We start from the raw sequence: 21,325 nt of genomic DNA, 5'->3' as shown, positions 1-21,325 counted from the left end.
TGATGTACTGAGGACCCTGTTTTGACACTCATAGAAACCCTCGTCTCCGCAAGACCGGGCTCCGCGCTCGCGCAAGCCATGGAGAAGCGCGCAGAGATCTTGCGCCTCAGCGAGGCCGCACACGACGCCGTGCTTCTACCACGCGATCCCGGCGGACTGTCCTACGGCCTCAGGGCCGCACTCGCCGCACGAATGTCGCGCCACAACCACAACACCGCTCTCGCAAGCCACTATGACACCCTGGTCGCCCGTGCTGACGAACCGGCGAGGGCCTTACTCGCCGAGCCCGACACGAACGTGGCGGACCCGCGTATCGCGGAGATCGTCCGTCATGCCGACCGGCTGACGGTCGCGCCACGCGATGCGACGCGAGCGCATATCGAGGCCTTGCGCCAGGTCGGCGTAACCGATGCCGACATCGTCCGGCTCGCGGAGCTTGCGGCCTTCGTCAACTACCAGGTCCGCGTTCTAGCCGGCCTGAAGCTGCTTGGAGAAATGCGATGAGCGAGGTCGTCCACACCTTCACTACGACTGTGCCGCGCTGGCAGCCCTATGTCGTTCCGGTCGATTTCGCGACCGCCACCGACGAGCAGCACGCGGCGATGCAGACGACGCCGTCCAACAAGGGCATCTCGCCCTATGTGCTCACCCTGGCGCACGACCCCGAGACGCTCGCGGTCCGCTCGCCCCTGTTCAACCTGATCATGTACGGAAAAGACGGATTGGCATCGAGCGAACGCGAGCTGGGCGCCGTCGCCGCGTCCGTCGTCAACCGCTGCGTCTACTGCGCCGCCGTCCACGCATCCCGGTTCAACAACCTGACGAAACGCACAGATGTCATCGACGCCGTGTTCGCCGACGGTCTCGAGGCAGAATTCGATGAGCATCTGCAAGCAATCTTCGACTTCTCGGCACGGCTGTCGACGACGCCGGCCGAGGCGACCGCGGCCGACGCGCAGGCGCTGGCTGACGTCGGGCTCGACGAACTCGAGGCTGTCGATCTCGTCCTCTCGTCTGCCATCTTCGGCTGGGCTAACCGCTTGATGCATACGCTCGGCGAGCCGATGAAAGATTAAGATGATTGCGGTGTCGGTTGGTGGTGGTTGGTGGAGGCCGAGGAGCAGAAGTTCGGCAACCTGATCGAGTCTACATGTAACGCCGTGCCATGAAGTGCTGGTTCGGCGACGACTCCTATTGGACCGACTTCCTCGTTACCACGAGCGAGGGTGCAACCCACTATTGGTTGATTGGCCCACTTGCCGCATCCTGACAGAGACGAACAGGCAACCTCGGACTTCGCATGAACAACATACTCTTCCGCCGCTATACCCGCGGGTGATGAACCTCGCGAGTTTTGCGCTTGTCGCCATCGCATCCTTGCCACCACTGACAGCCGAAGACCTCGGCTCGCCTCCAATGCAAAATTCCAGGCACCCTACAGTGCCTGGAATTGTGTTTTATGCAGTTGGCCAGTTTCGGCTTCAAGATGGCCAGTTTTGGCGGTGTTTGGCCAGAACCAACTTGGGTTTCTCAGACAACAAACAGTAGATGTTCACAGAAATCAGCTGCACCCGCTGGTCGCGCCGCACGTATCGCATTTCTCGCAGGTGCCATTCCGTACCATCGTGAAGTTCTGGCACTCGGTGCACATATTGCCCGTGTAGCCCTGCATGATGGAGCGCGCGCGGCGTTCGGCTTCGACCTTCTTGGCTTCGGTCTTGGCAGAGGCTGCGTCGGCTGCGGCGGTGTCGGTGAAGAGCGCGCCGGATTCCTCGACGAGCTCTTCGGCGATTTCCTCCGCCAGTTCCTTGGCGCGTTCCTCGTAATCGCGCTTGAAGGCGACGACTTCGGAGGGGGCGGCGACGGCTTCGAGCTTGCGCACGGTGTTGCCGGCAATCGCGGTAATCGTCGCGCCGGACGAGGCGCGGGCAGGAGCGGCGGTTGCAGCACCCTTGATCTCCGATGCTGAACGCTCGGCCCCGGTGCCGGAAACCAGCGTCGGCTTATAGCCGCGGGTCAGGCCCTTGGAGACGATGTCCGCCTTGCCTTCCGACACGCCGCGGCCAAGCGCCGTGTTGTTGAAGTCCGACGTATCGACATGCGCCAGGTCGTGGCGGCCGAGATAGGAGATGGCGAGTTCGCGGAACACGTAGTCCAGGATCGACGTCGCGTTCTTGATCGCGTCATTGCCGGTGACGATGCCCGCCGGCTCGAACTTCGTGAAGGTGAAGGCATCGACATATTCTTCGAGCGGCACGCCGTACTGCAGACCGAGCGAGACCGAGATCGCGAAGTTGTTGATGAAGGCGCGAAGGGCCGAACCTTCCTTGTTCATGTCGAGGAAGATTTCGCCGAGGCGGCCGTCGTCATATTCGCCGGTGCGCAGGAAGATCGTGTGACCGCCGATCTTTGCCTTCTGGGTATAGCCCTTGCGGCGGCCCGGCAGCTTTTCCTGGCTGCGCACGACCTTTTCGATCACGCGTTCGATGATCTTTTCGGTGACGGTGACGGCCTGGGCGGCAGCCGGCTGGGCCAGCAGTTCCTCCAGCGAGTCCTCGTCGCCTTCGTCCTCGATCAGCGAAGAGTTCAGCGGCTGCGACAGCTTCGAGCCGTCGCGATAAAGCGCGTTGGCCTTCAGGCCGAGCTTCCAGGAGAGCATGTAGGCGCTCTTGCAATCGTCGACCGTTGCATCGTTCGGCATATTGATCGTTTTGGAGATCGCACCTGAGATGAAGGGCTGGGCGGCCGCCATCATGCGGATATGGCTTTCGACCGAGAGGTAGCGCTTGCCGATCTTGCCGCAGGCATTGGCGCAATCGAAGACGGCGAGGTGCTCATTCTTCAGGAATGGCGCGCCTTCCAGCGTCATCGCACCGCAAACATGGATGTTCGCAGCCTCGATGTCCTTCTTCGAGAAGCCCATATGGTCGAGCAGGTTGAAGCTCATGTCGGCAAGCTGCTCGTCGGAAACCTTCAGCGTGCCCTTCAAGAAGTCGAGCCCAAGCGTCCACTGGTTGAAGACGAACTTGATGTCGAAGGCGGACTTAAGAGCCGCATTGACGGCCTCCACCTTCTCGTCGGTGAAGCCCTTGGTCTTCAGCGTCGAGGGGTTGATGGCGGGCGCCTGGTTGAGGTTGCCGTGGCCGACGGCATAGGCTTCGATCTCGGCGATCTGGCTTTCGGAGTAGCCGAGCGTGCGCAATGCTTCGGGAACGGCGCGGTTGATGATCTTGAAGTAGCCGCCGCCGGCGAGCTTCTTGAACTTGACGAGCGCGAAGTCGGGCTCGATGCCGGTCGTGTCGCAATCCATGACGAGGCCGATCGTGCCGGTCGGCGCGATAACGGTTGCCTGGGCATTGCGGTAGCCGTGCTTCTCGCCGAGTTCGAGAGCCTTGTCCCAGGCGCTCTTGGCATGCGCTGCGAGATCCTGATCCGGGTTTTCGGAGTGGATGAGGGCGACCGGGTTGATCGAAAGGCCCTCATAGCCGGAGGTCTCGCCATAGGCGGCGCGGCGATGGTTGCGGATGACGCGCAGCATGTTTTCGCGGTTCGGCGCAAACATCGGGAACGGTCCGAGTTCGGCGGCCATTTCCGCCGAGGTGGCGTAGGAAATGCCGGTCATGATCGCCGTCAGCGAGCCGGCGATGGCGCGGGCTTCATCGCTGTCATAGGGAATGCCCGACGACATCAGCAGGCCGCCGATGTTGGCGTAGCCGAGGCCAATCGTACGGTATTCGTAGGAGAGTTCGGCGATGCGACGCGACGGGAACTGTGCCATCATCACGGAGACTTCGAGCACGACGCTCCAGAGGCGCACGGCATGCTCGTAGTCGGCGATGTTGATGCGCTTGGTGCCCGCATCCTTGAACTGCATGAGGTTCAGCGAGGCAAGGTTGCAGGCCGTGTCGTCGAGGAACATGTATTCGGAGCACGGGTTGGAGGCGCGGATCGGGCCGGCGGCCGGGCTCGTGTGCCAGTCGTTCATCGTCGTGTTGAAGTGCAGGCCCGGATCGGCCGATGCCCAGGCGGCGTAGGAGATCGTCTCCCAGAGGTCGCGGGCCTTCAGCGTCTTCATGACCTTGCCGTCCTTGCGGGCCGTCAGGTTCCAGTCGCCATCTGCTTCGACGGCACGCAGGAAGTCGTCGCGGATCGAGACGGAGTTGTTGGAGTTCTGGCCAGAAACGGTGAGGTAGGCTTCGCTATCCCAATCCGTATCATAGGTCTTGAACTCCATATCCTTATAACCCTGGCGGGCGAACTGGATGACGCGCTGGACGTAGTTTTCCGGAACCTGGTCCTTCTTGGCGGCGCGGATTTCGCGCTTCAGGGCGGGGTTCTTGGCCGGGTCGAAGCAATCGGAATCGGCGCCGCCTTCACAGTTGAAGCAGGCCTTCATGATCGCCTTCAGGTGCTTGGCGACGATCTTGGAGCCGGTGACGAGGGCCGCGACCTTCTGCTCTTCCTTGACCTTCCAGTTGATGTACTCCTCGATATCTGGATGGTCGATATCGACGACCACCATCTTGGCCGCACGACGCGTCGTACCGCCGGACTTGATGGCGCCGGCTGCACGGTCGCCGATCTTCAGGAAGCTCATCAGGCCGGAGGAGCGGCCGCCGCCTGAAAGCTTTTCGCCTTCGCCGCGCAGATACGAGAAGTTTGAGCCGGTACCGGAGCCGTATTTGAAGAGACGCGCCTCGCGGACCCAGAGATCCATGATGCCGCCTTCGTTGACGAGGTCGTCCTCGACGGACTGGATGAAGCAGGCATGCGGCTGCGGGTGCTCATAGGCCGACTTCGACTTCGTCAGCTTGCCGGTGAAGGGATCGACATAGAAATGGCCCTGGCCGGGGCCGTCGATGCCGTAGGCCCAATGCATGCCAGTGTTGAACCACTGCGGGGAGTTGGGAGCGACGCGCTGCGTGGCGAGCATGTAGGCAAGTTCGTCGCGGAAGGCTGAGGCATCTTCCTCGGACGAGAAGTAGCCGCCCTTCCAGCCCCAGTAGGTCCAGGTGCCGGCCAGACGGTCGAAGACCTGGCGCGCGTCGATTTCGGAGCCGTACTGCTGATCCTTCGGCAGTTCCTTGAGGGCGGCTTCATCGGCAACCGAGCGCCACAGGAAGGAAGGAACGTCGTTTTCCTCGACCTTCTTCAGCTTTGCCGGAACGCCGGCCTTGCGGAAGTACTTCTGGGCCAGGATGTCGGCCGCGACCTGGGAGAACTGCGTCGGAACGTCGATGTTCTCAAGGCGGAAGACGATCGAACCGTCCGGGTTCTTGATCTCGCTCGTCGCCTTGCGGAATTCGATGTCCGCATAAGCGCTCTGGCCTGCCTTTGTGAAACGGCGTTCTATGCGCATGTCCTTGACCTCTGTTAGCGCGCCCCATCCCCGTCGACCAAGGCGCAAGTTTTCTCATCCGGCAGCACCGGAAGGTGCGCAGCCAGTTCTCGTCTTCCGTACCGTCACAGGAGTGTCATCCGGAGATGTCTTTCCCTGTATCTAGTGGTGATGGTGGCTGCAAACACTAAATATAGTATTAACAGCTTATTATCGCCAGCCCCGGATGTCACTTTTTTGGAGGCCAAAAATCGCGCGCAAGTCCCCTCACGGCTGCCATCCATCATGGATGCAACACCCTGATTCCACGCTCGAATTTTGAAAAGAACCGGCCTCGTTAAACCCGGTCCAGTTGCCGCCGCAACATCGGAAACCATTAAGTGAGAAATGGGCGATTCCGTCAAGGGGTGGTTTTTAACGAAGTGTTCACCACAACATATTGTGGATGGCCCTGTGAAGACTGGGGAAAAGCCTGAAAGCTCTGAATTTCAAGGCTTTGCGGGCCTCGCGCATCTGAGAAGCGACGACAGAAAGAAAAAGTTCGTCGAATCCAAATCTAAGGATGGCATTTTCGACCCGGATCGGCATGCCGATTCGGGGGGCCTCACATTGCATCGAGCGCGACGGTCACCGTAGCAACGCCGATCGCCGCTCCAGCCTCGTCGCGGATGGTGAAGCTGGCCTGCGCCTCGAGAATCTGCGTGGCCTCGTCGCGCTCGGCACGGTCGACGAAAGTCTCGTCCGAATCGCGCGCGAAGGTTTCCAGATATTTGTTTTNCGTCGCGCTCGGCACGGTCGACGAAAGTCTCGTCCGAATCGCGCGCGAAGGTTTCCAGATATTTGTTTTCGTCACCCTGCCAGAAATCCGCCGTCACCCGGCTTTCGCCGACATTGAGCCCGTTCCTGTCCGTAATGAAAAGCTCAAGGATAACGCCTTGGGAGGCATCCTGCTTTTCCTTCAGGTAGCGCGAAACCGGCGTGGAGAGAATGGCAGATACCATCTGCAGGGCGCCGGTTTCCACTTCGGACCGGTAGGTCGAATCAAGGACCTGGATATCCGTGCTGCTGACGTCGCTGAACTTGGCGTTCTGCTCGCTGATCGCCGCAAGAATCATCGGGGTGCCGACCATCGGCCGCACGACGGTATCCACATATTCGCGGACGACGGCGACATAAGCGGGTTCGGCAAAGGCCAGCACGGGCAACAGCGAGGGGATCGCCAGCCCTGAAGCGACGACCGCACTAACCCATCCCCGGTATGCCATTCCCCTCTTCCTTGCTTCGCGCGTTTTCGCCCTCGCGCGATCCGTGACTCAGCCCGTGGCACGGTGCACCGATGTGCACGTGCAGGCTGGGCTCACATCATACATCTGCAGTATTACTAAGATGACAATTCCGCGTGGCGTTTATTCGCACCTGAGCGGCACGCGCGGTCAGCGCGGCGCCTTGGCGATCGGCTCCTGGTACGTGAAGCCCATGTCCCAGGGGAAGTAGATCCAGGTGTCCTGGCTGACCTCCGTGACGAAAGTGTCGACCGTCGGCACGCCAAGCGGCTTTGCGTAGACGCAGGCAAAATGCGCCCTGGGTAGCATGGCGCGTACCTGCACCGCCGTCTTGCCGGTATCGGTGAGGTCGTCGATGACGAGGATGCCTTCGCCGCCGTTTTCCTGAAGTTCCGGCGCAATGCCCTTCAGCACCACCATATCCCCCTGGTTCACATAATCATGATAGGAGGCGACGCAGACCGTTTCGATCAGACGGATGTTGAGCTCGCGGCAGATGATCGCTGCCGGAACCAGCCCGCCGCGGGTGATGCAGACGATGCCCGTGAATTCCTTGTTGAGGCCGGCGATGCGCCAGGCAAGCGCGCGGGCGTCGCGATGGAACTGGTCCCAGGAAACGGGAAAGGCTTTATCGGGAAGGGACATCGAACTGCTCCGCGGCATGAAAAGGAATCGCCGGCGATCAAGCGCAATCCGTCAAACGCAAATCGCGCAGGCGAACCCGCGCGAAAGAAAGTGCCGGAGCCCGTCACCGGTTGCCGCAATTAGCGGGATTTGCGGGTAAAACGCAAGTCCCGCCGGTACTTCGTCAACGGGAGAGCAAGGTGAGGGCCGTCATCGACTGCAAGAGCGACCTCGTCGTGCCGCCAAAGATCATCTGCCAGAGGCGCGAATGGGTGTAGGCGCCCATGACCAGAAGATCGATGCTGCTGTCGGAGAGGCGGTTTTCGATGACGTTCGAGGCGCTTTTATGGGTGCCTTCTGCAACCGCAAGCGTCGCCTTCACGCCGTGGCGGGAAAGCGTGGCGGCGATCTCCGCTCCCGCCAGACCTGCCGTCTGCATAGCCGAATCCACCGGATCGACGGAAAAGACTTCGACTTCGTCGGCAGCCTTCAGAATCGGCATAGCATCGAATGTCGCGCGTGCGGCTTCCTTCGAGCCGTTCCAGGCAATCAACACGCGTTTGATCGGTTTCGGCTGCCGCAGGATATAGGGGATCATCAGAACCGGACGGCCGCTTTCGAAAAGAAAACTGTCGACATCGACCTGGCTGTCGGATGGCTTGGAAGGATCGGTCTGAGCGGCGATCAAGATGTCCGCGCTGCGGGCGCTCTCGATCAGCGGCGCCGAGCCGTAGCCCGCCGAGGTTGCGAAGCTGCGCCATTCGAACGATGCGGCCGCTGCTTCGCCTTTCTGGCGGAAGATGCGCTCCACTTCCACGGTCTCAGAATGCGCCATCTCCTGCAGCGCCTGAACGGCGATGGGATCGGGAATTTCCATCGGAGCGACCAGCGGGACGGCCGAGATGCTTTCGGCGTGGAGCCCGATGACATGGGCATCGTTTTCGGCGGCAAGCGCAAAGGCAAAATCGGAGACCGCACGGCTGTTATCGGCCGTATCGAGAATGGCGAGTATGGTTTTGTAAGGCATATCAATTCTCCTCGCGGCTGAAATGGACTTCGTAAGCAGGAAATGCGTTGCCGATGGAACGGTTCCTTGGTTGCTCGCGGGCAGTGTATTGCTGCTCTAGGCTTCAGCGGACCGGTTTTCGTCAATCTCCCTCGTCTTGCGGATATCCTCGATCATGGCGTGAACGTCAGCGCCCGCTGCGTCGACGGCTTGCTGCAACCGGCCGCGCACGACGATCTCCGTCGAGAATTTCTGGCCGACATAGCGCGGATAGGAGCCGATGCTTGTATCGGGATGCGCTTTCTGGATCTCGGCGAGCAGCATGCCGATATCGCCTTCGGCGTAAGGGCAGGCGATCGCGAGCGACAGCACGCGCTGGCCCGTGCGGAGCGTCGGCAGCACATTGTCGACCATGGCCTGGAATACCTGCGGCACACCCGCCATCACGTAGACATTGCCGATGACGAAGCCGGGCGCAGTCGACACCGGATTGGCGATGTGTGCCGCCCCGCGCGGCATGCGCGCCATGCGCTTTCGCGCTTCGGTGAATTCCATCTCGCGGCGCTGGTACATGTCACCAAGCAGTGTCATGGCGGCTGCGTCGTAGTCGCAGGGCATGCCGAAAGCCTTCGAGACAGCGTCCGCGGTGATGTCGTCATGCGTCGGGCCGATGCCGCCGGAGGTGAAGACGTAGTCATATTTGCCGCGAAGGGCGTTCAGGGCATCGACGATCGCATCCTCGTCGTCTGCGACGATACGCACCTCCTTGAGGTCGATGCCGGAAAGCTGAAGCATATCCGCCAGATGGCCGATATTCTTGTCCTTGGTCCGGCCGGACAGAAGCTCATCGCCGATGGCGAGCATGGCGGCGGTGACGACGGTTTCAGTGCTCATGAAAAGGATATCCGATGATGGGGCTTCGCTATAGGTAGCGCCGTTTTCCCGGCTTGCAAATGGCGGCACCCGGTCGCGGGAGAGGGGAATTAGAAACGCCAAGTGAATTTCGTCTACATACGTTGAACACTGAGTTCTTCCCGCGCGGGTTATGCGCGCAGGAGCGCGCTGATAGAACTTCCCCCGGTTACCAATTCAACCCATGCCGCAAGGGAGTTCACCATGGCAAAGGTTCTCGTTCTCTACTATTCGGCCTATGGCCATATCGAAGCTATGGCATATGCAGTCGCCGAAGGCGCCAAGTCCGCGGGCGCCGAAGTCACAGTAAAGCGCGTTCCGGAACTGGTTCCGGAAGAAGTCGCAAAGTCCTCCCACTTCAAACTCGACCAGAAAGCTCCGATCGCAACCGTCAACGAACTTGCCGACTACGACGCGATCATCGTCGGCGCGGGCACGCGGTTCGGCACCGTCGCATCGCAGATGCGCAATTTTTGGGACCAGACGGGCAGCCATTGGATGAGCGGCAAGCTGGTCGGCAAGGTCGGCTCGGCGTTCACCTCCTCCGCAACACAGCACGGCGGCCAGGAATCGACAATCCTCGGCTTTATCCCGACCTTCCTGCATCAGGGCATGATCGTTGTCGGTCTTCCCTATTCCTTCCAGGGCCAGACGGGCGTCGATGAGATCAAGGGCGGCTCGCCCTACGGTGCTTCCACGATCACCGGCGGCGACGGCTCGCGCCAGCCTTCGGCAATCGAATTGGAAGCGGCAAAATATCAGGGCGCCCACGTCGCGAAGATTGCGGCGAAGCTCGGCTGAGAAGCTATCCAATCAAAAGATAAAGACGGCGCGGCTCATCGCTGCGCCGTTTTGGTTTGGACACCGATGCTACCTGCGCATTTCAGTGAAACTGGGCGATCAGGACCAGCAACATGGTCCCCGCAAGCATGCTCCCGAACAGGCATGCAACGGCTGTCTTGTAAAACTTGAGACGCCGCGCCCTTTCTCCACTCCAATCGTAAACCATCGTCTTACTCCCAAAGACAAGCTTACTCACATATTTGGCACTGCAATTCCTGCATTCGCAAAGGTGCCCTCCAGCCCTGCCGCCTTCAGACGCCGGCATAAAATCATACTTATTAGGATTGATAAAGATAGTGTGGGCAACGCGGCTGGGCGCATGGTTCTTTCCGCCGCGGCTATGCGGCCTGCAATTGGTCCTATATGTCAGGGACCGGAGATTCCTGATGCCCGCTGTTATCGCTTCACTGCTGATCGCTCTTGCCGTTGCCGGCTGCAACACCGCTCCGCCGGAGCCCATCCGCGGCAGCCTCACCTATGGCAGGATCATCCACTATCCCGCACCGCCGGGATACACCGTCAAGCATGAGTTTCCGGACAGGTTCGGATACCGGACGTACGAGAGATACGTGGTCCAGCCGGATGGTACGCTGAAACTCATCTCCCGCCGAACCGGCTCCGACTACTGGCACTTTCCGCGGACGAAATGGTGAGTGAGTTGACCAACACCGCAACCTTCGCGTCACGGCTTGCGCATTGGTGCGGGCGGCGGGGATCGAAGCCGTAAGGCCTAACGCCGAGGGATTTAAATCCCGCAAATGGCTAAAGCGCGTCGCATTCATGCGGCGCGCTCTAGGTGTTTTTATGCAGTCGTTGTCCCAAAACCGCTGCACACTTTTGGGCGACACTAGGGTGTGGAGCTCGAGTTTTGATCAATCAGGGCACGATCGAACAATGCCACCAGCCCGGCATACTCATCCGCAAGCACTTGATCACGACCTCCACCGTCGGTGCCGCGAAGAAAGGCATTCAAGCTTTCCTCCACTTCTTTGGGGGCCGAAAGGACCAAACCTGCGGCGCTGAGGTCGGCGGATAGCGATTCGCCATCCTCGAGATAGCGGCTGGCCTGCAGCGCGCGTCCCTCTGAAGCGGAAACCCGAAGAAAAACAATTCGGCTTACAGACGGTCGCGGGTCGTGGCCAACCAAAGTCGCCCCGCAAATAAGCCCGGCGAGCACGCTGGCAGGCGGCGTCGGACGGTACAAGCTAAGAAACAACGGGAGCTTGCTGCCCTGTTCGCACAGATGCATATAAAGTGATCGCCCTGAAACTGTCACCGATCCTCGCACATCGACATGGGAGGTTGGTAAGTTCTCCGTATAACTTGCGGTAAGCCGCCCCTGCGCCAGTGGCGATTCGACGGCCAGCGCACCGCGAATTACGCGCCCAGAATAATATGGTGACCACGCAAACGAGTAGCCCACATACAAACCACATATATGATGATTACCGCCGACGCTCCGCCTGTTAACGGCCAAGGACGATCCGGCCGCGAATGCTTCTGCGCGACGACGTATATCATCAGGTGGCAGATTTCGACTTCTGCAAAGAAGGTCGAGTAGTTCTTCGGTATCGCATTCTATAAGCCAAGCAAATGGGCGGTCGATATTCAGAAGCGCCAGCCAGTCAAGATAGACCTGCTGCTGTCGTGGCAGCGCACGCCCTTGTAGCCATTTGTATGCACGTTCGACGTCGAACGTCGTGCGAGAGTTGACCCGTCGAAACTCACTTGCAAGTTCCTTACAGGTGGCGCAGCCGAGTACGGCGCCGGTCAAGCGCAACTTCCGACTGAAATCACGGACCATACAAATGCCTTTCTGCACAGCTCCCTGACTGCGCCAATTCCACTTCATTTCCAGGAAAAGAAAGAAATTTCCGCGACATTCCAAACGTCAATAGTTGCCTTAACGCGCCTATATATGCAAGGTTTCTTATGAATATAGTCCATGCGAACGTATGGCATCCTTGGCGTCAAATGAAATGTTTAGCCAAAAGAAGTTTTGATCATGATATCGGACATGTCGACTTCGGGATGTAGATAAGTTCCGAAAAACTACTATGCCTCACCTGAAGTGAGCTTCTTTCCAGGCATCACCGACTTCAATCAATATGCAGAGGCAACGCCAGTGTTGCCGCACCAGCGCCTCTATTCATGCGTGATCTTCGCAGCAATAAAATTTCCCTTCAACAAGCAAGGAGAACATCATGACCAGCAGTACGTTCACTCGCCTCTCGATCTCTGCCGCATTTGCGGGGGCGATTGTCATCCTCTTATCGGCTGCGGCCTCGGGCAGCGAGCCTCGCGTATCACGCGCCAATGCAAACGGGCTACGCGCTGACGCGCCGCAGCTCGTCGCCCCGACGCGCATCGAAATAGACAACCAAGCGCGCGAGATTCGCTTCTATATCAACGGCGAGCAGATAACGGTGCTCGACTCCGTTGGCTTCCACGGCGCCACCACGCATTGACCGGTGCTGTCGGTTCGCCGTGCTTGGCCTCCGGGTCCCGCTGCCGTGTTCACATGATGAGGGAGGTAGCGTCGATACGTTACTCCGTGGGTCATTGATCGGGACGCAGCATCCGAACCATTCCACCTGTGCGACATCTGCACCTGAACGTTCTGAATTCGAATACGTGTCGCAGCTTACGTGATTGAACTAAGCCGCCACCGCGGCAATTGCGGCAGGCTTTGAGTGGAGCCTCCTGGCTGAGAGGATGTGGGTGTTGCAAACCCACTCTCAGACAGGAGGTCCAGATGGCTGAGATTAGCCCTCTTCGCCGCCGGATGATCGAGGACATGACGGTCCGCAATCTGTCTCCGGCCACCCAGCGATCCGCGATCTCGAAGTTCAGCCGTCATTTCGGCCGTTCGCCTGATCGTCTGTATATTGAAGACGTTCGCGCATTCCAGGTTTTTCTCGTGTCGGCCGGAATATCCTGGGCATCGCTGAACCAGATCCACATCATGACATCAGGCAATCGGCAAACGACCCATCTCACCCGCGGGCTTGGACGCCGTTCCGGCGGACAATCGTCGCTGCCTGGGGTCGAGCCGGATGCTCGATCCGGAGGAGCAAGTGCATCCATATCGGCAGAACCGGCATACCAACCCGCCGCATTCCGCTTCGATAGCCATGTAAAACCTCTTCGGCTGCCACCGGATTGCGCACCCTCAAGGCCAACGCATCACAGCGCCGGAACCGGATGCGCGACGCAAATGGAGAACACAGACCTGCCATGGCTTGACCGCGCCGTTTATCGTCGATGCACCGATGAGCCGGCGGATCTTCGAAGCCTGGATCGAAACCCAACTCGCCCCGACATTGTCGAAGGGAGATGTCGTCATTCTCGACAATGTCGGCTTTCACAAGAGCGAGCGCGCTGTGCAACTGGTCAAGGAGCGAGGCGCGTGGCTGCTGTTCCTGCCGGCTTATTTACCCGACCTTAACCCCATCGAGATGGCATTCTCCAAGCTCAAGACCTTGCTGCGAAAACTCGCCGCACGAAGCTTCGATGCAATAACAAAAGCCCTGGGTGAGATTGTTGGCATCTGCTCCGTTGAGGAATGCCTGAATTTCTTCAGAGCGGCAGGTTATGAGGCGGAATAAGTGCGACACGCTTTAGCTTGTTGGTGCGGACGACGGGGATCGAACCCGTAAGCCCTTGAAGGCGAGAGATTTTAAGTCTCTTGTGTCTACCAGTTTCACCACGTCCGCATTTTGTCACGGCGCGGTTTGTCACACGGATTTGTCACAAGATCAAGCGTTAGGCATCTGTTAATGGAACTCCGACTTCGGCATCTTCTTCGGGTATCACTAGGGCATCTTTTGCAGCTTCTTCGAGCCTTTAGCGGCTTTCTGCTGCTCCCTTTTATCAGAGAACATCTGTCGCAAGTTCCGGCTTGTCTCCTGACGCCTGGAGCGTTGGATGTCCGGACTAGCGGATATCAAAGCGCCTGATCAAGCCTTCCTCTATCTGAAAAATATGTCCGCCCATCTGGTCGAACAGCACGTTTCCCTCATGATCGCGCGCGGTCAGGTGGACCTCGACATTGGTCGTTCCATCTGCCCCGATCGAGAAGCCAATTGGCTCAGCATGAGAATCGATCGTCGCCCATTGTCGCGCCCAATACTCGCGAACGCCATCGTGTCCATAGACATGCCCGCCCTCCAGGCCGTTGGCCCACACGACATCTTGGTGCATGGTCGCCAGCACCGCTTCCATGTCGCGGGCGTTGAAACGGTCGTAAAGGTGCTCAAGAAGCTCTGTGTCGCTGGTCATCGGGCGCTCCTGATGAGGTATATAGAGTAAGCTCGTCGAGCGGCTTGGCCAGTCTGGGTCGAAACCGGAGTGACAAACTGAGACACTACCAAGTTTTCACACAGCCTCAGTGGTCACCCGTTCTCGACAAGGCGCAGCTTCGGAGCCGTTGGTTCTAGCGCCGCAGCCACATACAACCGCTCTTTAGCCGGTGATCACAGGACCAAGGACGTCTCACAGGAGATGACTTAACGACCTGCAGAACTCCGGCCTCGGAACCATGATCTGTCGGAACGGGATGCGGGATTGTGCGGAAACGCACATGACGTTGACGACCTTTATACTTTAGTAGCATTTCGTAAGCGGGAGCTAAATAAGGGAGGCTGGGATGTTCGATTTAGGTGCATCGTTGAAAGAAAAAGACCTGAAGGTCATTCTAAAAGCTGTCAAGACTTGCGGCCGTCACTATCACTTGACCCTGAATGAAGAGGCTTCGCAACTGCTATGCAGCACTGCGCTTGACTTATTCAACCAAGGGCATCGGACGCAGGAGGAGCTGTCGTCCCTGTTGATAACAAAATTCAGCGGAACAAATTCCCTAAGGATCAACGCGCCAACATCGTCCTCCAGCCATTAACGAGTTGTCGCCGAACATCACTAGCCGGTGATCCGAGTTCACTCAGCTCAGTCGTCGGCTACCAGCCGCAGCTTCGGGGCCGTTGGTTGCAGCGCCGCTGCCACGTCGGCGAGCGTCGAGGGCGACAACTTCATGTACCGCTGCGTCACCGGTTAGCGCGGGCGCGCGGGGCTCTTCATTCAACGACTGGAGCGATTCAGTCAAGAGCGGCGGCTGTTTGTGGTTCCTGAGTAGAGACGGCATTTAGCCGCTGCTTGGTCTGTGCGCGCCGGTAGACGGCGCTGCCCGCAAGGATGCCGAGCATGGCGCCGGCCGCCTTGATGACGGCATCGTGAAGGCGGGCGTGCCGCGTCGGCGACAGGTATTGCAGGAACTCGATGGCAAGCGTGCCGAAGATCAGCAGGAGTGCCACGAGCTTCCACTGTTTCGGATAGCCGAGCGCGAAAACGAAGCCCGTGACGGCATAAGCGAGCGCGCGGTCGGCGTTGACGCTGGTCATCGTGTGCGGTCGGAGGCCGATCGGCGAAATGGTGACGAAAATGATAGCGGCAAGCAGCAGCCAGGCGAGCGGTCGCATAAAACGGGAGGTCATCATCCTGTTACGTTAGCAGCATTGCAAAGCGAACGCACGGGGGAGCCGCAGCAATCCGCCGGACGCGATGAAGAAAACCTTTCCGCACGGAACCGCGTGGTGGCCGAACCGACTTCTTTTGCCGGCCGACCTGTGCCATAGCGAAGGCCTGACACAGGAATGGACCGATGACCGTCACACGACAGGATGTAGACCGCGCGGAAGAAGCGTTGCGCACCCTCTTTCCGGCAACGCCGCTGCAGCTCAACGACCATCTTTCGGCGCGCTACGGCGCGGATATCTGGCTAAAACGGGAGGATCTGTCGCCCGTCCGCTCCTACAAGATCCGCGGCGCCTTCAATTTCCTCCGCAAGGCGATCGCTGAAGGCGGCGGCGAGCGTCTCTTCGTCTGCGCTTCAGCTGGCAACCATGCGCAAGGCTTTGCCTATGTCTGCCGCCATTTCGGCGTCCAAGGCGTGGTCTTCATGCCGGTGACGACACCGCAGCAGAAGATCGACAAGACGCGCATATTCGGCGCCGAATTCATCACCATCAAGCTTTACGGCGATTTCTTCGATCAGTGCTATCAGGCCGCGCGCGATCACGCGGAGGCGGCCGGAGGCGTCATGGTGCCGCCCTTCGACCATGCGGATATTATCGAGGGGCAGGCAACGGTCGCAGCCGAAATCCAGCAGCAGCTACCGGAGGGCAGGGTGCCGGACATGCTGGTCCTGCCGGTCGGCGGCGGCGGGCTTGCTGCGGGCATCACCGGCTATCTCAAGGGTTCCGTTCCGGAATCCGCCTTTGTCTTCACCGAGCCGGCGGGCGCGCCGAGCCTGAAGCGGAGCATCGAGGCTGGTGAAGTCGTCACGCTTTCCAGGGTCGACAATTTTGTCGATGGCGCGGCGGTTGCCCGCATCGGCGACCTGAATTTCGCAGCGCTCAAGGGTTTTTCAGCCGGGCAGGTCATGCTGATGCCGGAGAACGCCATCTGCGTGACGATTTCGGAAATGCTTAATGTCGAGGGCGTCGTGCTGGAGCCGGCGGGGGCTTTGTCCCTGACGGCGATCGCGGCGATGGATCCGCAGGCCATCCGCGGCAAGACGATTGTTGCCGTCGTCTCCGGCGGCAATTTCGACTTCGAGCGGCTGCCCGACGTCAAGGAACGCGCAATGCGCCACGCCGGGCTGAAGAAATACTTCATCCTGCGGCTGCCACAGCGTCCGGGCGCGCTCCGCGATTTCCTCAACCTGCTCGGGCCCGATGACGACATCGCCCGCTTCGAATACCTGAAGAAGACGGCGCGCAACTTCGGCTCGGTGCTGATCGGCATCGAAACCAAGGCGCCGGAGAACTTCGCCACCTTGATTTCGAATTTCGAAAAGGCGGGCATGGGCTTCGAGGACATCACCGAGAACGACATCCTCGCCAACCTCATCATTTGACTTTGCGGGCGCGGGCGGCCCGTGCTAAAGGCGAAACATGGCTTCGATCTTTTCCAGCATTTTCTCGATGTTTTCCGGCGGCAAAGCCGCCGAGCCCGGTGCAAGCCCGAAGGGCGAGCCGCAGCTTTACGGCGAGTGCGCCATCTATGCCGAGCCGCGCAAGGAAGGCGGACAGTACCGCCTGGCCGGCCGCATCGAAAAGACGGTCGGCGGCGAGGTCCTGGTGCGCAATTTCATCCGCGCCGACATGTTCTCCTCGTCGGACGATGCAATCGAATGCACTGTGCGCAAGGCGCAGCAGATCATCGATCAGCATGGGCCATCGCTCTTCGCCGACGGCGAAAAGGAGCGGCAGGTCTAACGGCCCTTCGCCGGCGAGCCGCTGCCTGGCAGTACCATGCCGTGCAAGTCATCCGGCATGAAGCTGTTCATTTGCGGGCGTGAACTGGACCGTTTCTTAACCGTATCGCGCTATAAAGGGCGGGTTGGGGAGCGAAAAGCGCGATGGCAATTGTCAATCTCGGTCTCGTTGTGGTGGAAGCTGTCGGCTACTTCGCGCTGATGGTGAGCCTGCTGCATTTCCGCCACCGGCTGGGCCTTGGCGTCTTCATGACTGCGCTTGGCGTCATGCATTTCCTGGAAACCTATCTCGCTGCCGTATTCTACGTGTCGCTGCCCTTCGGCGTCGCCTCGCCCGGCTCGTCGGTCTTCTTCGCCGGCAAGCTGATGATGATCCTGATGCTCTACCTTCAAGAGGATGCGTCGACGGTCCGGCAGCCGATCTACGGCCTGTTCCTCGGCAATCTGCTGACCGTTGCGATCGCGTGGATTCTGCAACTGCACGAGACCGTCGAGATTTCGCCCGGCAACGCCGCCGATTTCAGCTTCCTGAAGGAGATGGGCTGGCTGATGGTCTGGGGCACGGCGCTGCTCTATGTCGATTCGCTCGGCATCATCCTGCTTTACGAGCGCCTCGGCCATTGGTTGAAACGCAAGGTGATCTTCCGTTTCATGCTGTGCGGTTTCGCACTTCTGACCTTCGACCAGATCGGCTTCTTCGGCGCCTTGCACTATTTTCTCGACGTGCCGCTGGCGGCCTTCTGGGACGGCTGGAGGGCGAAGATGTTCGCGGTCTGCATCTATACCGCGCTCTTTGCCTTCTACCGGCTCTATATTCACCGGAACGGCGTTCCGGCCGCCGCGCGCTCGCTCAGCGACCTGTTCGGCGACCTGACGTTCCGCGAGCGATACAACGATCTTCTCGAACGGACAGGCAGGGACATGCTGACCGGCGTCTACGACCGCTCGCGCATGGAACTCGAAGCGCCGGTCATGATGCGGGAAGCCCTGCGGCAGGGACAGTTCATGACCGTCGTCATTATCGATGCCGACCACTTCAAGGACGTCAACGACAATTTTGGCCATCTGCAGGGCGACGAAGTGCTGAAGGGGATCGCTTCCCGGCTTGCGGCCATCCTGCGCTCCGCAGACCGGGTGTTCCGCTTCGGCGGCGAAGAATTCGTCGCTATCTGCCCGGGCACGGACCACGAGGAAGGCTTGCTGGTCGCAGAACGCCTCAGATGGGCGATCGCGACAAGCGTCAGGACGCCGGACGGAAGACCTGTCACCGTCAGCATCGGCGTTGCGACCGCCGACGCGGACGGCGTCAGCTTCACCACCGTTCTCTCGACCGCCGATCACCGGCTCTATCAGGCGAAGAAGAACGGCAGGAACTGCGTCTTCGGGCGGACGGGCCCGGTCAACGTCAGTTAATCCGACGCTTGGTTCTGCGGGACAAGTGCTGGCTCGGGCGGAATGCCTGTCGGCTCGTTGCGCGGCCATACCATCAGGAAGGTGAAAGAACGGGGAAGCTCGATTACACCGCCTGAGAGTTGGCAACGAGGGCTGCCGACGTCAGGCTAGGCACGCTGAAACAAAAACGGCCGGACAGGGCCGGCCGCTTCTGGGGGGCGATGTCGGACGGTTAGGCGGCGAGGGCGATTTCTTCGGCCCGGGCCTTAGCGGCGCCGATTGCCTTTTCCGCAGCTTCCGGACCGAAGGCGAGGCCTTCGACATAGATGGTTTCGATGTCGGTGATGCCGAGGAAGCCGAGAACCGACTTCAGGTACGGAACGGCATGATTCAAGCCGGCGGCAGGACCCTGCGAGTAGACGCCGCCGGAGGCGAGAACGACGTAGACCTTCTTGCCGGTTGCAAGCCCGACCGGGCCGCTTTCGGTGTACTTGAAGGTGCGGCCGGCGCGCGCGACGTTGTCGATCCAGGTCTTCAGCGACGAATAGATGTTGAAGTTGATGAGGCCCGTGCCGATGACGATGGTGTCAGCGGCGAGCAGTTCGTCGACGAGGGCATCGGAGGTCTTGACGGCTTCAGCTTCCTGCGCCGTGCGCTCTTCGGCAGGCTTGCGGATCGCGGCGGTAAACAGGTCGTCGATGTGCGGCAGCGGATTGGCGGCAAGATCGCGGCGGACGACGACGCTGCCCGGCTTCTGGGCCTGAAGCTTGCCGGCAAGGTCGGTGGCAATGGTGGTCGAAAGCGATTCAGCACGCGGGCTGGATGTCAGGAGCAGGATGGACGACATAGTTGTATTTCCTCTCGAATGAAGATTCTGCGAGCTCGCTTGGGAGATTCGAGCCGCCGTTCCAGAGCGAAAATAGGTCTGGTCTGCCATCGAAAAAACTGTGATAATGTCGATCAAAGCTATCGATAGATTGGATGGAAGATGCTTCCCAACCCGACATTGGACCAGCTGCAGGTGTTCCTCACGGTGGCGGAGACCGGCAGCTTCTCGGCCGCCTCGCGCGCACTCAACCGCGCGCAGTCCGTGATCAGCTACACAATCGCCAACCTCGAGGCGCAGCTCGAGATGCCGCTTTTCGAACGTTCCGGCGCCCGCCAGTCGAAGCTCACCGATGCGGGCAAGGCCATGCTCGAAGACGCACGCCGCCTGCTGACCGATCTGGAGGTAATGCGTGCCCGCGTGAAGAGTCTCAAGGACGGGCTGGAAGCGGAGGTTTCTGTTGCCATCAGCGTCATGGTGCCGTCGCATGCGGTGGTCGATGTGCTACGCGAATTCCGTGACAGGTTCCCGTCTGTCGCGCTCAGTTTGACGGTGGGCGAACTCGGTGTCGTGATGGATCTCGTTTTGAGCGGCAAGGCAACCATAGGTATTGGCGGGGCTCTGCTGAAGCAACACGACGCGCTTGTCGCAGAGCAAATCGGACACTCCTTCATGATGCCCGTTGCCGCGCATGATCATCCGCTGACGAAGATCGGCAAGCCGCTGACGCTGGCGGATGTCCGCGAAGAAACCCAGTTGGTCGTGACGGATGCGTCGGGGTTGACAAAAGGCCGCGATTTCAATGTGCTCTCCTACAAGACATGGCGCGTGAGCGACATTGCCACGAAACACTCCCTCATCCTCGGTGGGCTTGGTTGGGGCGGCTTGCCGGCCTCGCTTATTCGTAACGATCTGATAAGCGGCGCTTTGGTCCATCTCGACCTGCCGGCCTTCGAGCAGGGCGAGTATCCGATATATGCCATGAGACGGATCGCCAGCCCGCCCGGTCCGGCAGCCAGCTGGATGATCGATGCGTTTCGGGCAAGGCTTGCACAATGCCCCAAACACGCCGATTTTACGGCGCAGCTGGCTGAGCTGTCGCCGCCGGATTTGCCGATAGCTGCTGAATAAGAGGACGCGGATTCCCCGCGCCCTCCCATTGCGCTAAAGTATCAATCTGAACTTGGCAAAGCCTTCGGCGCCTTCGCCTGCGTCCTCGATCTTCACGCTTTTCATATCGGCGAGAAACTGCTTGGCCTTCGGCCCGCTCTGGAAGACGGCGCTTGTGTCTGGCAGCGGCTTGAAGGTCCAGTTGCTATCGGCGGATGGGTTGATCGTGCCCTGGTCGTGGATGAAGCGGACGATCACGTCGCGGTTGGTGTCCGGCGCTTGGAAGACGACCTTGTCTGCGGCGATCTCCGGGAACTTGCCGCCGCCGCCAGCGCGGTAGTTGTTGGTGACCACGACGAACTTCTGCTTTGGGTCGATCGGCTTTCCCCCGAACTTCAAATCTTGAATGCGGTTCGAATCGGGATTGATCGCCTTGCCGTCATTGTCGAACTTGCGCGGTTGGGACAGGTCGATCTGGTAGGTCACACCGTCGATCACGTCGAAATTGTAGGAAGGGAAATCGCCGTTGAGCAGTTCCGCATCCTTCGTGCCCGGCTTCACCTCGTTGAACATGCCCGACGACATTTCCAGCCAGTTCTTCACCTGCTCGCCGGTAATGACCACGGCCTGCACGGTGTTCGGGTAGAGGTAGAGGTCGGCGACGTTCTTGATCGCGACATCACCTGCCGGAACGTCGGTATAATAATCCGCGCCGCCG

The 21,325-nt window shown here is 59.7% G+C and carries 20 protein-coding genes, 1 tRNA gene and 1 pseudogene; 12 read left to right on the top strand and 10 right to left on the bottom strand.

What is annotated here, in order from left to right; translation table 11 throughout:
• Positions 1-21: 21 nt before the first annotated feature.
• A complete protein-coding gene (locus BN1800_RS35920; RefSeq protein WP_087005174.1) occupies positions 22-504 on the top strand; it encodes a CMD domain-containing protein in 483 nt (160 codons plus the stop codon).
• Entirely contained in the window at positions 501-1,076 is a 576-nt protein-coding gene (locus BN1800_RS35915; protein WP_087005171.1) for a peroxidase-related enzyme, read from the top strand. The genes BN1800_RS35920 and BN1800_RS35915 overlap by 4 nt, the downstream gene beginning before the upstream one ends.
• A 485-nt stretch (positions 1,077-1,561) precedes the next feature.
• Here the strand turns inward: BN1800_RS35915 and BN1800_RS35910 are convergent, their stop codons facing one another.
• From BN1800_RS35910 to BN1800_RS35885, 4 genes are all read right to left on the bottom strand, one after another.
• Entirely contained in the window at positions 1,562-5,359 is a 3,798-nt protein-coding gene (locus BN1800_RS35910; RefSeq protein ID WP_087005168.1) for a vitamin B12-dependent ribonucleotide reductase, read from the bottom strand.
• A gap of 1,412 nt (positions 5,360-6,771) precedes the next feature.
• Positions 6,772-7,266, bottom strand: coding sequence for a xanthine phosphoribosyltransferase (gene gpt, locus BN1800_RS35895; protein ID WP_027508821.1), 495 nt, complete (start codon positions 7,264-7,266; stop codon positions 6,772-6,774).
• Positions 7,267-7,429: 163 nt separating this feature from the next.
• On the bottom strand, positions 7,430-8,272 hold the full coding sequence (locus tag BN1800_RS35890) for a universal stress protein (RefSeq protein WP_087005166.1): 843 nt from the start codon (positions 8,270-8,272) through the stop codon (positions 7,430-7,432).
• Between the two features lie 96 nt (positions 8,273-8,368).
• Complete coding sequence (locus tag BN1800_RS35885) at positions 8,369-9,145, bottom strand: competence/damage-inducible protein A (protein ID WP_087005163.1); 777 nt, start codon at positions 9,143-9,145, stop codon at positions 8,369-8,371.
• A 222-nt stretch (positions 9,146-9,367) separates the two neighbouring features.
• Here BN1800_RS35885 and wrbA point away from each other — a divergent pair, with 222 nt between their 5' ends.
• Complete coding sequence (gene wrbA / locus BN1800_RS35880) at positions 9,368-9,964, top strand: NAD(P)H:quinone oxidoreductase type IV (protein ID WP_027508824.1); 597 nt, start codon at positions 9,368-9,370, stop codon at positions 9,962-9,964.
• A gap of 428 nt (positions 9,965-10,392) precedes the next feature.
• Positions 10,393-10,659 carry a hypothetical protein gene (locus BN1800_RS35875; RefSeq protein ID WP_027508825.1) on the top strand — a complete coding sequence of 89 codons (267 nt, stop codon included), beginning with the start codon at positions 10,393-10,395 and terminating at the stop codon, positions 10,657-10,659.
• Between the two features lie 194 nt (positions 10,660-10,853).
• Here the strand turns inward: BN1800_RS35875 and BN1800_RS40915 are convergent, their stop codons facing one another.
• Positions 10,854-11,780: a hypothetical protein gene (locus BN1800_RS40915; protein WP_143534219.1), complete on the bottom strand. Its 927-nt coding sequence runs from the start codon at positions 11,778-11,780 to the stop codon at positions 10,854-10,856.
• Between the two features lie 430 nt (positions 11,781-12,210).
• Here BN1800_RS40915 and BN1800_RS35870 point away from each other — a divergent pair, with 430 nt between their 5' ends.
• The 3 genes and pseudogenes from BN1800_RS35870 to BN1800_RS35860 all read left to right on the top strand — a co-directional run bounded on the left by BN1800_RS35870 (position 12,211) and on the right by BN1800_RS35860 (position 13,614).
• Positions 12,211-12,474, top strand: coding sequence for a hypothetical protein (locus BN1800_RS35870; RefSeq protein WP_037141218.1), 264 nt, complete (start codon positions 12,211-12,213; stop codon positions 12,472-12,474).
• Between the two features lie 287 nt (positions 12,475-12,761).
• Positions 12,762-12,962: pseudogene (locus BN1800_RS43130) on the top strand (phage integrase N-terminal SAM-like domain-containing protein); the annotation flags it as partial.
• A 286-nt stretch (positions 12,963-13,248) separates the two neighbouring features.
• Positions 13,249-13,614, top strand: a complete 366-nt coding sequence (locus BN1800_RS35860; RefSeq protein ID WP_425299094.1) for a transposase — start codon at positions 13,249-13,251, stop codon at positions 13,612-13,614.
• A gap of 21 nt (positions 13,615-13,635) precedes the next feature.
• Here the strand turns inward: BN1800_RS35860 and BN1800_RS35855 are convergent.
• Together BN1800_RS35855 and BN1800_RS35850 are read right to left on the bottom strand one after the other, a co-directional pair.
• A tRNA-Leu gene (locus BN1800_RS35855) sits at positions 13,636-13,722 on the bottom strand.
• A gap of 220 nt (positions 13,723-13,942) precedes the next feature.
• Entirely contained in the window at positions 13,943-14,287 is a 345-nt protein-coding gene (locus BN1800_RS35850) for a nuclear transport factor 2 family protein (protein WP_027508826.1), read from the bottom strand.
• A 367-nt stretch (positions 14,288-14,654) separates the two neighbouring features.
• On the opposite strand from BN1800_RS35850, the gene BN1800_RS35845 reads away from it, so the two are divergent.
• Positions 14,655-14,903 carry a hypothetical protein gene (locus tag BN1800_RS35845; protein ID WP_087005160.1) on the top strand — a complete coding sequence of 83 codons (249 nt, stop codon included), beginning with the start codon at positions 14,655-14,657 and terminating at the stop codon, positions 14,901-14,903.
• Positions 14,904-15,099: 196 nt separating this feature from the next.
• Here BN1800_RS35845 and BN1800_RS35840 read toward each other — a convergent pair whose 3' ends face one another.
• Entirely contained in the window at positions 15,100-15,498 is a 399-nt protein-coding gene (locus tag BN1800_RS35840) for a VanZ family protein (RefSeq protein WP_051336479.1), read from the bottom strand.
• Between the two features lie 164 nt (positions 15,499-15,662).
• On the opposite strand from BN1800_RS35840, the gene ilvA reads away from it, so the two are divergent.
• From ilvA to BN1800_RS35825, 3 genes are all read left to right on the top strand, one after another.
• Entirely contained in the window at positions 15,663-16,919 is a 1,257-nt protein-coding gene (gene ilvA, locus BN1800_RS35835; protein WP_087005156.1) for a threonine ammonia-lyase, read from the top strand.
• A gap of 37 nt (positions 16,920-16,956) precedes the next feature.
• Complete coding sequence (locus tag BN1800_RS35830; protein ID WP_087005153.1) at positions 16,957-17,280, top strand: HlyU family transcriptional regulator; 324 nt, start codon at positions 16,957-16,959, stop codon at positions 17,278-17,280.
• Between the two features lie 143 nt (positions 17,281-17,423).
• Positions 17,424-18,692, top strand: a complete 1,269-nt coding sequence (locus BN1800_RS35825) for a GGDEF domain-containing protein (RefSeq protein WP_027508830.1) — start codon at positions 17,424-17,426, stop codon at positions 18,690-18,692.
• Between the two features lie 211 nt (positions 18,693-18,903).
• On the opposite strand, the gene BN1800_RS35820 is transcribed toward BN1800_RS35825, so the two are convergent.
• On the bottom strand, positions 18,904-19,518 hold the full coding sequence (locus tag BN1800_RS35820) for an FMN-dependent NADH-azoreductase (protein WP_027508831.1): 615 nt from the start codon (positions 19,516-19,518) through the stop codon (positions 18,904-18,906).
• Between the two features lie 141 nt (positions 19,519-19,659).
• Between BN1800_RS35820 and BN1800_RS35815 the strand changes: the two genes are divergently transcribed.
• Positions 19,660-20,628 (top strand): LysR family transcriptional regulator, encoded by a 969-nt coding sequence (locus BN1800_RS35815; RefSeq protein WP_027508832.1) that lies wholly within the window; start codon positions 19,660-19,662, stop codon positions 20,626-20,628.
• A gap of 33 nt (positions 20,629-20,661) precedes the next feature.
• Here BN1800_RS35815 and BN1800_RS35810 read toward each other — a convergent pair.
• Positions 20,662-21,325, bottom strand: a 664-nt coding sequence (locus BN1800_RS35810; RefSeq protein WP_179213985.1) for a 5'-nucleotidase C-terminal domain-containing protein, incomplete at its 5' end; no start/stop codon positions are given.

It is taken from the genome of Rhizobium sullae, from assembly GCF_900169785.1.
Taxonomy (GTDB): Bacteria; Pseudomonadota; Alphaproteobacteria; order Rhizobiales; family Rhizobiaceae; genus Rhizobium; species Rhizobium sullae.
Note: the sequence above shows the minus strand (reverse complement) of the source record. Positions and strands in the feature narration are given on the sequence as shown.